Consider the following 13,092-nt stretch of genomic DNA (forward strand, 5'->3'; position numbering starts at 1 on the left):
CCGTTGTTTGGTTCCTGTGGCATTCAGCCTGGAAGGTGTTCTTTGAATGTGGTTTCTGCTCTGCCCCAGACGCCACTTTCCAAATCAGTGAGTGTCAGCAGCGACGCGAGCAGCTGCGCTGCATAGTCTTCAGAGCTTTCGACAGGCAGCATAGAAGGCAGGTTATCAATCGCCATCACGTCTAGAATAGGGGTGTCTGATACACGCAGGGCGGGTGCGTCCCAAGTTGTTGCGCGGTCGTAAACCGGAACTGGGTTGTAGTCACTATCGGGATCGCAAGCGACATCGCCGATGGCGGTCAGTTGTCGGTCTTGGTTCAATGCGTTACGTGGGACGAACACGGGCGTGCCTGGGCGTGCGAAAATACAATTGAGAAATAGATCATGGGCCAGAATTTCCGGGAATGGCCCGCCACTTGCGGTTTCGTTCATATCCCATTTTGTCACTGCGACGCCCATCGCCTCGCAAAGATCGGCAGAACCTGTTCCGACACGTCCCAAGGCGCCAATAACCATCGCTGTCGGGCGGTCGACGTCCAGCGCATCGATTTCTGCGCCAAGATCGGCCAGTAGCGCATCCTTGCCACTGTAAACACCCACTGGCCCGCAGAGTTCGCCACGCTGCTGGGCACTCCAGGTTTTCAGCGTCACTGCCGCCCCGGCGTAGCCGGCCCAATACCCGAATGCGGCAACCCGGCGACCTGTTTCATCCACCAGATATTCCAGATCGTACAACGTACCGCCACCGGCCTTGAACCGTTCCAGGAGTGCTTTTCCGGAGTGCTGACCCTTGAACGCATGGCCAAACATGATGTGCCGGTGCGGCAGCGGGGTGCCATCTTCTGGTAGCTCTTTAAGGCCAAAGATTATGGCGTCCTTGGGCGCTTCAGGCCAGGAGTTCTCGGGCGCAATCTCGCAACCTGCATCAACATATCCCTGCAACGGTATCGCACGGACAGAGCTTTCTTCGACCGTGACCTTGAGGCCTGCATCCAGCAAAGCCCTGGCGCCTTCTGGAGTAAGGCCTACTCGTTCTTCATTGGGGCGCTGTTCGGCCCGAACCCATAGATGCGTCATTGGCTTGTCCTTTACAGCATGCCCTTGGCAGTCACGGCGCGTACAGAGTCGCGCTGTTCCATAGCCATCATGAATTTCTGAATTTTGGGAAAGTCTGCGACCGACACGCCGTCACCCTCAAGCCATGTACAGATTGTATACAGGTAGAAATCCGCGAGACAGGTTTCCTCTCCCAACACAAACGGCCCTCGCAGACCGTACTGGCTGACGTGCGTGCAAGAGGCCGCCATCGTCTGGGGCACCTTGGCTTGCATATCCTTGTAGCTGGATGTTTTGCTGGCCCAGCGGCTGCCGCGCAGTTTATGGGCGTGGTTCACATGCATAGTGGAGGCTAAATAGAACATCACCTCTCGCATGCGGGCCAGCAGTATTGGGTCATCTGGTCGTAGGTGTGCGTCCGGTGCGGCATCGGCGACATATTCCAGCAAAGCGCCGGTTTCGGTCAGAATGCCACCATCCACTACCAGCGCCGGTACGCGGCCCTTTGGATTGATCTGGGCATAGGCGGACCCCAGCTGTTCCTTGCTGGCAAAGTCGATGTGGACGGGTTCATAGTCCAGCTTTGATTCTTCCAGCGCGATGGCAACAGCCACCGAAATTGTATTGGGTGCATAGTATAGCTGCATCACTCTGTCCTTCCTCAGGTTGTGCACCGTCTTACCCGGCAAGCGGGCTTAGAGGTGGGTCTGCGCATAATGTCGGGCCGGATTGTCCAAATGCGGTACGGCGTTGAACAACACCGGGCTGAGCCGACCGCCAATCGGATGTAGCCGGTGCATCGAACTGTTCATGATGGCAAGCGCCATACGTGCTGTACCCGTTGTATCCAGATCCATAGCCTGTCGCATGGCCATGGCAATCAAGCCGCCGGATGTGACCACCACCGCAGGGCCCGAACCCGCAGCGATCTCTGACAACGCGGATTTGGTCCTGATTTCAAAATCGCGCCAGCTTTCGGGTGCGTTGGAGATCTCGTCGGCTGCCCAAGCTGCAAAGACCTGCGGCATGTGTTCTACAAAACCTGCGCGTTCGGTAGGGATCTGTAGCCCGTGTTGATCCTGCATTGCCTCAGCCAGAGTGAAGTACTCCATCTCATTCAGGCGAGGATCTTGCACAATATCTTCGAGGCCCATTCCAGCGGCTGTCTCTATGTGGCGCGTCAGCGTGCCGCTGTAGACACGGGTATAATGTGCTTGGGTGTTACGCAGATGTTCGCCCAGCCAGCGTGCCTGTTGATGGCCCAGGTCGCTGAGCCGATCATAGCTTGCCTCGTCGCGAGCGCCGGTATTGGCTTGTCCGTGGCGGATCAGCGTGATGTGGGTCATTGCGTGTTCCTTTGTGTCGGGGCAAGTCTTAAGCAAGCTTTCCAACGGTGGAAAGGGGCAGTTCGCAGTTTGGGATCCAATCGGACAACGGAGAGGGTTTGCGCGAGATTTAGGTCCACATCGGACCTAATGTTTCGCGTGCGAAACAACCTGCCAAACGGTTAATCGCCAATCGTGAAATGTAACTGATTTTGTGTCTGTTGCTGAGGTGGCGTGCGGCTTATTGAACTGGTTGTAAGCCCAAAAATGGCAGGCATGCGGTGACCGTTTGGATCAGTTTTGGCTCGTCTAGAGGCGTACCAGGATTGGTTGTTAGGCGCGGTCGTAGCCACGTTTCAGCATGCGTTTGCGATGCCTGTCTGCAGCCACAGAGGCCTCGCGCAGATTGCCATAGATGTTGATCGTGCTTTGTCCGTTACCGCCCGCCACCCCCCATTCACGCAGGACGGAAACTTCGGCGAACAGGTTCATTGCGAGTTCAATCCGGTAAAAGCGCGGGATTCGCGATGGTGCTTGGCGATAGAGCAGACAGGTGGCCATGTCTGGAAATATATCCTTGCCGATTCGTGACGTCCAGCCCACGCTGAAATTTCTGCTCGGGCCAGCAGGGCTGCTGCGCAATCATTGCCAGCTCACATCACCCAGAAAGATATAGCCCGCGCCATAGATCGTTTTGATCAAACGGGGATTTTTAGGATCTTCTCTCAATTTGGTGCGGAGCCGTGAGATTCGCACATCCATGGCCCGATCAAAGCTTTCGCCGGCACCCCCGCCGAGGCTTTCTTGCATCTGAGCACGTGAGATCAACCGTTTTGGGCTTTCCAGGAACAGCCGCAATACTTCGCCTTCGGCGTGGGAAAACGGAGTTTCGGCGCCGCTGTCGTCCTCGAGGGTGTAGCGATCGAAATGTGCAGTCCAGCCGGAAAATTGTGCGCTGTTACCTGTGGCGGCCAAGGTGCGCGGGCCGCCGCGCAGACGGGCGCGAATGCGGGCTACGACCTCTGCCGGGTCAAAGGGTTTTGTGATGTAATCATCAGCACCAAGTTCCAGCCCTGTGACGCGATCCTGTACCTGGGCGCGTCCTGAAATAATGATTACGGCCGCTCCCTGCTCTAATGCCAGCCGGTGGACTAACGCCAACCCGTCAGTATCGGGCAGTGACAGATCGACCAGGCAAACATCGGGAGTGACCCGTTTGAGCGACGCTTCGAATTCGCGCGCCCGCGCAAAGCTCTGGGTGCGAAACCCGGCATCTTCGAGAGTATCGGTCAGAATACGGCGGATCTCCGGCTCGTCATCAAGGATCGTGATCAGGGGGCGGCTCATGCGGCGGGTTCCGATTTGATCAGCATCGAAAGCTGATGGGTGGTAAAGGGCTTTTGCAGCACCGGGCAGCGTTTCAAAGCGGTGCGAAACAGGGGATCGCTGGTTGGCAGGGATGTCATCAAAATGCAAGGCAGGTTGGCACCCTGCAAGCGATCGACCAGATCGATTCCTGTGGCGCTTCCTTGCAGCTTGATATCGGACAATACCAGTGAAATGCCATCAATATCGGCTGTTAGGGCGCAGGCCTCATCAACGCTGGTGGCCTCGACCACTGCATATCCCAAGTCGATCAGCATATCGCGAAACGTTGCGCGCAGTTCTTCGCTGTCTTCCACCAGAAGAGCCATCCCATCCGCTGCATCGGGCGCGAGGCGGTGGGGAATGCGCAAGGTCACGCCAGCGCCTGAAACGGTATTCCCGATCCGTATGTCACCGCCCGTAGATTTGGCCATGTCGTAGACCATCGGCAGGCCAAGGCCAGACCCTTCACCACCCTTGGTCGTGAAAAACGGGTTCAGCGCTTTATCTAAAGCGGTCTTAGAAAAACCGGGGCCTGTGTCGGTGACGCTCAGTTCCAGCCAAGTTTGGCCGACGACATGTGCGCTGACCGTTATCTGACCCTGAGTGCCGCAGGCATCGCGCGCGTTGAGAATGAGATTCAACAGCGCGTCCTGCAATTTCCCGGGATCCAAAAGCAATCGGACGTCCGGCGTGTGATCAACAATGCTAAGGCCCATACCCTGAGGCAGCGATGGGGTCGCTAGTACCTTCAGCTCTTGCAACAGCGCATGCAGATCCGTGGCTTGCGGGCGCAGCGTGCGATGGCCTGTCATTTCGGCAATACGATTCAGCAACCGCCCCCCGCGGCGCGCTGCTGAAAGCGTCGCCTGAACTAGATCGGTGGCATCTGTGCTAAGGCCGGTCTTGGCTAGCTTGCCCTGCATTCCGAGTATGATGGTGAGGAGGTTGGAGAAATCATGCGCCAATCCGCTGGTCATCTGCGCGGCCATCTCGCGGCGGCGGGCTTGTTGCAAGGCTACGCGGGTCTGGGTTTCCTCGGTCACATCCATCGACAATATGAACACGCCGCCAGTGTTGTCAGGCGTGAAAGCAACCCTGATACGTCGGCTGTCATGATTTTCGGTGAACTCAAATACAGGGCTCTCACCCTGATATGCGGCCATCAGATGTGGTGAAATTTTATCATATGCTGCCGCCCCAAGTGCGTCGGAAATATGGGTGCCGAGGATTTCCGAAGGGCGGCTGGGAAATACGGAACTAAGGCGTCGGTTGGTGTAGGTGTAATACCCTTCCGCATCTACGTGGGCGATATGTGCGGGCATCATCTCGGTCGTCAGACGCGTGCGCGCTTCCATCTCGGTCAGCTGGCGTTTGGCCTCTTCCAGAGCGGTAATTGTTGCCGCCAGTTTTCGGTTGGTCGCTGAGAGTTCCTCTGTATGCGAGATCAGCTGATCGGACATTTCTTCTGATCGGGCGCGCAGCAGCTGCTCAATCCGCTTGGTGCGGGTGATATCAGTGTAGACGGTCACCCAGCCGCCTTGTGGTAGCGGCGCCCCCTCAATCGAGATTACTTGCCCATTGGACCGTTCGCGTTCCAGGTAATGCGGGACAAAATCTAGTGCTTGATCGACACGCTGCTTCACGAAACTTTCGATATCATCTACCGGACCGTATTCGCCGCTGGTGGCGATGTAACGAATTGTCTCCTCAAAACGCGCGCCCGGCGTGATCAGCTCATCGGGCAGAGCAAACATCTCCTGAAATCGATGGTTGCACACAACCAGCTGCAGCTCGCTGTCATAGATCGACATGGCCTGGGCAATTAGGTTGAGCCCGGCAGTGGTCATGGTTGCGCTGTGTTTCTCGGATCGCTTCATCGTATCCTCCCGGCGCATGGCTAACATCCTTGCCGGTCTGCGCAAAGAGTCTCGCCTGCGACAAGACGGTCAGTTCGCGTGTCTCCGCGCGGCGGGCGAACAGTTGTTACAATTCGTAAGATTTAAGAAAACATCCAGAAAAAGTTGACGCGGTAGCATGAGGCCGTCCCTAATCGGGATCAGAATCGCGCTTAGCGATCAGTCCGGCCGCATGGGTCGGAAAGGGGAGGAGAAAGAACGTGGCTCAGACGCAGTCGGGTGCCGCAGGGATGATGTCCCTGCCGGCGCTGCTTGAACGCAATGCAGCGCAGATTGGCGATCGCCAAGCCTATCGGGAAAAGGAATTCGGCATTTGGCAATGCTGGACATGGTCCGATACCCAAAAGGAAATCGAGGCGCTGGCGCTTGGGTTGATCAATCTTGGTGTCACTGAGGGCGATTTCATCGCCATCATCGGGCGTAACCGTCCCTATCTCTATTGGGCGATGGTTGCGGCACAATCTGTGGGTGCAGTTCCGGTTCCGCTTTATCAGGACGCGGTCGCTGAAGAGATGGCCTATGTGCTGGGTCATTGCGGTGCACGGTTCGTGATTGTTGGGGATCAGGAACAGGTCGATAAGGTTATCGAAGTTCAGGAAGAGCTGAGCAACCTTGAGCAGATCATATACCTGGATCCGCGGGGTATGCGCAAATACGACCACCACGCTTTGCATGAGTATTCGCATATTCAGGAACAGGGACGGGCATCGCGCGATGAAAGGGGTCCTGAACTGGAGGCCCGTAAGTCCAAGCTGACCTACGACAGCACTTGTGTGATGCTCTATACTTCGGGCACGACCGGTAGGCCCAAGGGCGTCGTTCTGTCTAATCGCAACGTGATCGAGAGCGCTAAGAACTCAGCTGAGTTTGATAAACTGACCGCGGGTGAAAATATCCTCTCGTACCTGCCAATGGCATGGGTCGGTGATTTTATTTTCTCAGTTGGGCAGGCCTATTGGTGCGGTTTCTGTGTGAATTGTCCCGAAAGCGCTGACACTATGATGACCGATTTGCGTGAAATCGGTCCGACATACTTCTTTGCGCCGCCGCGCGTATTCGAAGGCCAGCTGACGAGCGTCATGATCCGCATGGAAGATGCGAGCACGATCAAGCGCAAAATGTTTCACTACTTTCTTGACCATGCAAAGAAGGTTGGCGGCGACATTCTGGACGGTCGCCCGGTCGGATTGATGGACCGGCTAAGGTATAAGCTGGGCGATCTTCTGGTTTATGGTCCACTGAAGGATACCCTGGGGTATGGCCGCATTCGCGTCGGCTACACTGCTGGTGAGGCCATCGGGCCGGAGATTTTTGATTTCTATCGTTCGTTGGGTATCAACCTGAAACAGCTCTACGGTCAGACCGAGGCCACAGTGTTTATCACTGTACAGCCTGATGGTGAGGTCCGTGCTGATACCGTGGGGGTTCCGGCCCCAGATGTGGAAATCAAGATCGCCGAGAATGGCGAGATTTTCTACCGCTCACCCGGTACGTTTGTTGAGTATTACAACAACCCGGAATCTACAGCATCGACAAAAGATCCTGAAGGTTGGGTTGCGACCGGTGATGCAGGCTTCTTCGAAGAAGACAGCGGCCATTTGCGGATCATCGACCGGGCTAAGGATGTCGGTAAAATGGCGGATGGAGCGATGTTCGCGCCAAAATTCGTCGAGAACAAACTCAAGTTCTATCCGGATATTCTGGAAGTTGTGTTGTTTGGCAATGGCCGGGATCGCTGTGTTGCATTCATCAATATCGATCTGACCGCGGTGGGCAACTGGGCGGAGCGGAACAATATTGCCTATGCCTCATATCAGGAGCTTGCGGGCCATCCGATGGTGCTGCAATCGATCCGAGAGCATGTAGAAACGGTCAATGAATCGGTCGCGCAGGATCGGATGCTGTCCGGTTGCCAGGTGCATCGTTTCGTTGTCCTGCACAAGGAACTGGACGCTGACGATGGCGAGATGACCCGGACGCGAAAAGTCCGCCGTGTGATTGTCGAAGATAAATACGACGACATTATCGCAGCACTTTATGATGGGTCTTCTCAGATTTCTACCCGTACCGAGGTCACCTATGAGGACGGCCGCAAGGGCGAGATAAGTGCCACTCTGGACATCATCGATGCCAAGGTCGTGCGGGTGATACCACAAGCGGTGGCTGCAGAATGAAGCGGGATCTCTTCAAGGTCGCGCCGTTGCAGCAAGCAACAGCGCAGGGCCACAGAAAACCAAGAAATTATGCGAAAGGCGCGGTGTCGTGAAGGATATGGAAGACGGCTATATCACCGAGGACGGGCGCAAGATCGGCGGCGTGGTGATGGAGATGAAAAACATCACCCTGCGTTTTGGCGGCGTGGTGGCGATCAAGGATATCTCGTTTGATATCCGCGAAGGCGAGATCAGGGCCATTATCGGCCCCAATGGCGCCGGCAAGTCCTCAATGCTGAATGTGATCTCGGGTTTCTATATTCCACAGGATGGCGAGGTGCTGTTTCGCGGCAAGCCACGCCCGCAGATGCGCCCTTATGAGGTTGCTCGCCAGGGTATTGCCCGGACGTTCCAGAATATCGCGTTGTTTGATGGGATGAGCGTGCTCGACAATGTGATGACCGGGCGTCTCAACTATATGAAGACCAACATTTTTCAGCAGGCGATTTGGCGTGGCAAAGCTGCAGCTGAAGAGAGTGAAAACCGTGAGTCCGTGGAACGGATCATCGACTTTCTGGAGATCCAGCATATCCGCAAAACGCCGGTGGCGCGGCTGCCTTATGGTCTGAAAAAGCGGGTTGAGCTGGCGCGTGCGCTTGCTGCTGAACCCAAGTTGCTTCTGCTGGATGAACCAATGGCTGGTATGAACGTCGAAGAAAAAGAGGACATGTCTCGCTTTATTCTCGATGTGAACGATGAATTTGGCACGACCATTGCCCTGATTGAACATGACATGGGCGTTGTGATGGATCTCTCCGATCGTGTCGTGGTGATGGACTACGGCAAGAAGATTGGCGATGGGACACCCGATGAGGTGCGCAATAATCAGGACGTGATCGACGCCTATCTGGGGGTGAGCCATGACTGACCTACAGGTGCGCAGAACGAAATTCGGAAATTTTTGGCAGGTGTCGGTGAAGACAGTTGCAGGAGGAGAGCGGGATGCCTGAACAACTCGTCTTTGCGATGGAAGTCACGCTGAACGGCCTAATGGCAGGCGTGCTGTATGCGCTGGTCGCGCTGGGTTTTGTCCTGATCTACAAGGCTTCGGGTATCTTTAACTACGCGCAAGGTGTTATGGCGCTGTTCGCCGCTATGACACTGGTTGGGATTATGAACGGTCAGGTGCCGTTTTCGCATGTCATAAATGCGATCTTTGGTGGGCATATCACCCACTTCGGCTGGACGGTTCCGTCTTTTGTGGCGATTGTTATCACGGTTGGCGTGATGGTGTTACTCGCCTGGATGGTGCAGCAATTTGTGATGCGTCATTTGGTCGGGCAGGAGCCGATTATCCTGTTTATGGCGACCATTGGTCTCGCTTACTTCCTAGAAGGCGTGGCGGACCTGATGTGGGGGTCCGAAATCAAGACGCTGGATGTGGGCTTGCCTCAGGGGATCAACCTATGGATTGACGAGACCACCTATCAGATTTTTGACTACGGGTTCTTTATCGACAATCTCGACATCGTGGCGACAATCATTGCGGCGTTACTGGTGGCAGGGCTTGTGGCCTTTGCGCAGTACACCAAACAAGGTCGTGCTATGCGGGCCGTGGCCGATGACCATCAGGCAGCACTATCGGTGGGCATTTCACTTAACTTCATTTGGGTGCTGGTCTGGTCGGTTGCGGGATTTGTAGCACTGGTTGCCGGGATCATGTGGGGCACCAAATCCGGCGTGCAATTTTCGCTGTCGCTGATTGCATTGAAAGCCTTGCCCGTATTGATGCTGGGTGGCTTCACCTCAATTCCCGGCGCAATCATTGGCGGGTTGATCATTGGTGTGGGCGAAAAGCTGTTCGAATTCATGATCGGCCCGATGGTCGGGGGGGCGACGGAAAACTGGTTTGCCTATGTGTTGGCGCTGTTGTTCCTGGTGTTCCGCCCACAAGGTCTGTTTGGGGAGAAGATCATTGAACGGGTCTGACGCCTCTGTGCCTTTGGCATGGCGTCTCCGTTCCGGAGGCGCGCGGCGCCAATCAGCTCACCGTTCCAGCCTTCGGAAGGCCGCAATAACGATGGCAGCAAAGACGGTTACAACCAGCGTGAAGGCGATGGTGACATCGCCGATCAGCTGCCCGACGAGCAGCGTCATGGCTGCAGCAGCAAAAAGCGCCAGCAGTAACATGCCCCAAGCGACAGGGGCGACATCGCTCGATTGTCGCCGCGCGGCTCGCGTTGGTGATTGGCCCGGCGATTGGCGCTGGGCCTGTGGAAGGACAGTTGCCTCCTCCACCGTGTTGAGCAACCGGGTCTTGGCCCTTGTGAAGTCCTCGGGAGACAGGTCTCCCCTCTCCCGTGCAGCCTCTAGCTGCCGGATTTCCTGCAAAATTGAACTCATCGTTCCCACTCACTTTTCCCGAGGCAAACTTGGCAGAAAGATTGGGGCGAAATGTGGCAATGGCCGAAAATCCGACGGATTAGTTAACGCAGGTGGCAGCAGATGACCAAGCACATCGCCATCATCGATGTTGTCGCTTTGGCGGGGTTCGGTGTCTTTGGTTACGTTGCTCAGATGGCCGAGAGGTTTTCCGATGGGCAGATGACTACGGTATCTCTGTTGGGGGCAGCTGGGCTGATCATTGGTGCTCTTGCCAATCTGAAACGGGCTCATGTAACCGATCTAAGTGCTTACGTTAAAATAACAAATCAACGCGACACGGGTCCGAGAAACCGTGCGCAGCAAGAAGGGAGCATCTGAGTCATGTTCTATCGTGAAGCCGGAGATTTCAAAACCTCCTACCAAGATGACAGCCAGACCTTCCCGATCAAATTTGACCGGATCCGCTATTATATCGTGCTGGCCTTCGCGTTTCTGGTGGTGCCGTTCGTGGTAAATGACTACTGGGCCAACGCTATTCTTCTGCCGTTTCTGATTTACTCGATTGCCGCAATTGGCCTCAATATACTGGTTGGCTATTGCGGGCAGGTGTCACTGGGAACGGGTGGTTTCATGGCTGTGGGGGCTTATGCCTGCTATAAGCTAATGACTGCCTTTCCGGAGATGAGCATGTTCATTCATGTTTTGCTGGCCGGTGGGATCACATCATTGGTCTGCATCGCGTTTGGTCTGCCATCGCTGCGGATCAAAGGCTTCTACCTTGCGGTGGCAACCTTGGCAGCGCAGTTCTTTTTGGTTTGGCTCTTCAATCGGGTGCCGTGGTTTTACAACTACTCCGCTTCTGGTCAGATCAGCGCGCCGGAGCGGGATGTCTTTGGCATCATTGTCACCGGTCCTAACGCACCGGCCTGGGCCACCTATATGTTCTGCCTCATTTTCCTGGCGTTTTGCGCGGTGGTTGCACGTAATCTGACACGCGGCACTGTTGGCCGCAGCTGGATGGCCATCCGAGACATGGATATCGCTGCTGAAATCATCGGAGTGAACCCTCTGAAAGCGAAGCTCTCGGCCTTCGGTGTTTCGGGTTTCTTTATCGGAGTTTCCGGCGCGCTGTTTTTCTCGGTCTACCTTGGGGCGGTTGAAGTCGGCGAGGCCTTCGGCATCAACAAATCATTTCTTGTGCTCTTTATGGTGATCATCGGGGGGCTCGGTTCGATCTTCGGTTCCTTTGCCGGGGCGGCGTTTCTGGTGCTGCTGCCGGTGGTTCTGAAGGTTGTCGGCGTTGATGTTCTGGGCTGGCCCACGGACATAGTCGCGCACATTCAGTTGGTCATCGTAGGTGCATTGATCGTGATCTTTTTGATCGCCGAGCCGCATGGCATCGCCCAATTGTGGCGTGTTGCGAAAGAGAAATTGAGACTCTGGCCTTTCCCGCATTAAGCGGGGCTGGCCAAGCAAGACCGCGGGGAAACAACAAGATCAAACCCCGTCGTGACCCACATCGGACAATTCAAGGGAGGATGAGACCCGATGAAAATGAAACTGACGACTCTGGCGCTGGGCGCCATGATGGCCGCTGGCCCTGCTATGGCAGATCTGGTGTTTCCGTCGCTGAGCTATCGCACCGGGCCCTATGCCGCTGGTGGTATTCCGTTTGCGGATGGATATGCCGACTATTTTACGCTCGTGAACGAGCGTGACGGTGGCATCAATGGCGTAAAGACCAAGGTCATTGAATGCGAGACCGGCTATAACACCGAAAAAGGTGTGGAATGCTATGAATCGACCAAGGGCCAAGGTGCGCTGGTCTATCAGCCGCTGTCCACAGGCATCACCTATCAGCTGATCCCAAAAGTGACCGCTGACGGTATTCCTCTGCACACCATGGGCTATGGTCGGACATCGGCCGCGAATGGTGAGGTGTTCAGCAACGTCTTCAACTACCCTGCTAACTACTGGGATGGCGCATCGGGTATCATCAATTACCTGCTCGAGGAAAACGGCGGTGATTTGAACGGCAAGAAGATTTCGCTGCTGTTCCACAACTCCGCTTATGGCAAGGAACCGATCCGTACGTTGGAGGAACTCTCCAAGAAGCACGGCTTTACCCTGTCTACTCTGCCAGTGGATCATCCAGGCCAGGAGCAGAAATCTCAGTGGCTGCAGATCCGTCGCGATCGTCCAGATTTCGTGATCATGTGGGGCTGGGGCGTGATGAACCAGGTCGCGATCCAAGAAGCTGCCAACACCCGTTACCCGATGGAGAATTTCATCGGCGTGTGGTGGTCCGGTGCGGAACACGATGTCATGGCTGCCGGTGAAAAGGCCAATGGTTACAAAGCTGTGACTTTCCATGGTGTGGGTCGTGACTTCCCTGTGTTTGGCGATATCCAGACCCATGTTGTTGACAAGGGCCTAGCGGCTGGTGCAGGCGATCAAATCGGCAACGTACTGTATAACCGAGGCATGTATGCAGCAATGCTGGCTGTTGAGGCGGCAAAGACTGCACAGGAAATCCACGGAACCAATGACATCACCCCAGCGATGATGCGTGATGGGATGGAAGCCTTGGAAATGCCAGAAGCACGCATGTCCGCGTTGGGGATGCCTTTGTTTGGTCCCTCCTTCAACGTCTCTTGTGAGAACCACGGCGGCCCCGGCCTTGTTGGTATGACCCAGTGGGATGCGTCAACGAAAACCTGGAACCTGATCAGCGATTTTGCACCCAGCGATCGGGATGTGATCCTGCCGTTGATCGATGAAGATTCCATGGCTTATGCCAAGGAAAACAACATCGAGGCAGGGTGTAAGTAATCTTGCAACGGCCCGGCCCCGGTAGCGGGGGCGGGCCAGCCTGAACCGCGCATCATGT

The 13,092-nt window shown here is 55.6% G+C and carries 13 protein-coding genes; 6 read left to right on the top strand and 7 right to left on the bottom strand.

Annotated elements, in window-relative coordinates; translation table 11 throughout:
• Positions 1 to 23 precede the first annotated feature (23 nt).
• The 6 genes from ACEWZM_RS11220 to ACEWZM_RS11245 all read right to left on the bottom strand — a co-directional run bounded on the left by ACEWZM_RS11220 (position 24) and on the right by ACEWZM_RS11245 (position 5,625).
• The gene (locus tag ACEWZM_RS11220) at positions 24 to 1,076 is read right to left on the bottom strand and encodes a saccharopine dehydrogenase (RefSeq protein ID WP_414006516.1); all 1,053 of its coding nucleotides are present in this window, start codon (positions 1,074 to 1,076) and stop codon (positions 24 to 26) included.
• A gap of 11 nt (positions 1,077 to 1,087) precedes the next feature.
• A complete protein-coding gene (locus ACEWZM_RS11225) occupies positions 1,088 to 1,702 on the bottom strand; it encodes a glutathione S-transferase family protein (RefSeq protein WP_414006517.1) in 615 nt (204 codons plus the stop codon).
• 48 nt (positions 1,703 to 1,750) lie between these two features.
• A complete protein-coding gene (locus ACEWZM_RS11230; RefSeq protein WP_414006518.1) occupies positions 1,751 to 2,401 on the bottom strand; it encodes a histidine phosphatase family protein in 651 nt (216 codons plus the stop codon).
• A gap of 312 nt (positions 2,402 to 2,713) precedes the next feature.
• The gene (locus tag ACEWZM_RS11235) at positions 2,714 to 2,941 is read right to left on the bottom strand and encodes a WGR domain-containing protein (RefSeq protein ID WP_414006519.1); all 228 of its coding nucleotides are present in this window, start codon (positions 2,939 to 2,941) and stop codon (positions 2,714 to 2,716) included.
• An 81-nt stretch (positions 2,942 to 3,022) separates the two neighbouring features.
• Positions 3,023 to 3,727, bottom strand: a complete 705-nt coding sequence (locus ACEWZM_RS11240) for a response regulator transcription factor (protein WP_414006520.1) — start codon at positions 3,725 to 3,727, stop codon at positions 3,023 to 3,025.
• The gene (locus ACEWZM_RS11245; RefSeq protein WP_414008011.1) at positions 3,724 to 5,625 is read right to left on the bottom strand and encodes a hybrid sensor histidine kinase/response regulator; all 1,902 of its coding nucleotides are present in this window, start codon (positions 5,623 to 5,625) and stop codon (positions 3,724 to 3,726) included. The genes ACEWZM_RS11240 and ACEWZM_RS11245 overlap by 4 nt, the downstream gene beginning before the upstream one ends.
• A 269-nt stretch (positions 5,626 to 5,894) precedes the next feature.
• On the opposite strand from ACEWZM_RS11245, the gene ACEWZM_RS11250 reads away from it, so the two are divergent.
• The 3 genes from ACEWZM_RS11250 (at position 5,895) to ACEWZM_RS11260 (ending at position 9,806) form a co-directional block, all read left to right on the top strand.
• Positions 5,895 to 7,838, top strand: coding sequence for an AMP-binding protein (locus ACEWZM_RS11250; protein WP_414008012.1), 1,944 nt, complete (start codon positions 5,895 to 5,897; stop codon positions 7,836 to 7,838).
• A gap of 97 nt (positions 7,839 to 7,935) precedes the next feature.
• On the top strand, positions 7,936 to 8,745 hold the full coding sequence (locus tag ACEWZM_RS11255; protein ID WP_414008013.1) for an ABC transporter ATP-binding protein: 810 nt from the start codon (positions 7,936 to 7,938) through the stop codon (positions 8,743 to 8,745).
• Positions 8,746 to 8,819: 74 nt separating this feature from the next.
• On the top strand, positions 8,820 to 9,806 hold the full coding sequence (locus ACEWZM_RS11260; RefSeq protein ID WP_414006521.1) for a branched-chain amino acid ABC transporter permease: 987 nt from the start codon (positions 8,820 to 8,822) through the stop codon (positions 9,804 to 9,806).
• Between the two features lie 57 nt (positions 9,807 to 9,863).
• Here the strand turns inward: ACEWZM_RS11260 and ACEWZM_RS11265 are convergent, their stop codons facing one another.
• A complete protein-coding gene (locus ACEWZM_RS11265; protein WP_414006522.1) occupies positions 9,864 to 10,220 on the bottom strand; it encodes an SHOCT domain-containing protein in 357 nt (118 codons plus the stop codon).
• Positions 10,221 to 10,322: 102 nt separating this feature from the next.
• Between ACEWZM_RS11265 and ACEWZM_RS11270 the strand changes: the two genes are divergently transcribed.
• The 3 genes from ACEWZM_RS11270 (at position 10,323) to ACEWZM_RS11280 (ending at position 13,034) form a co-directional block, all read left to right on the top strand.
• Positions 10,323 to 10,580: a hypothetical protein gene (locus ACEWZM_RS11270; protein WP_414006523.1), complete on the top strand. Its 258-nt coding sequence runs from the start codon at positions 10,323 to 10,325 to the stop codon at positions 10,578 to 10,580.
• A 3-nt stretch (positions 10,581 to 10,583) separates the two neighbouring features.
• A complete protein-coding gene (locus ACEWZM_RS11275) occupies positions 10,584 to 11,660 on the top strand; it encodes a branched-chain amino acid ABC transporter permease (RefSeq protein ID WP_414006524.1) in 1,077 nt (358 codons plus the stop codon).
• A gap of 90 nt (positions 11,661 to 11,750) precedes the next feature.
• Positions 11,751 to 13,034: an ABC transporter substrate-binding protein gene (locus ACEWZM_RS11280; RefSeq protein WP_414006525.1), complete on the top strand. Its 1,284-nt coding sequence runs from the start codon at positions 11,751 to 11,753 to the stop codon at positions 13,032 to 13,034.
• Positions 13,035 to 13,092: the final 58 nt, after the last annotated feature.

Source organism: Phaeobacter cretensis (assembly GCF_047372505.1).
Taxonomy (GTDB): Bacteria; Pseudomonadota; Alphaproteobacteria; order Rhodobacterales; family Rhodobacteraceae; genus Phaeobacter; species Phaeobacter cretensis.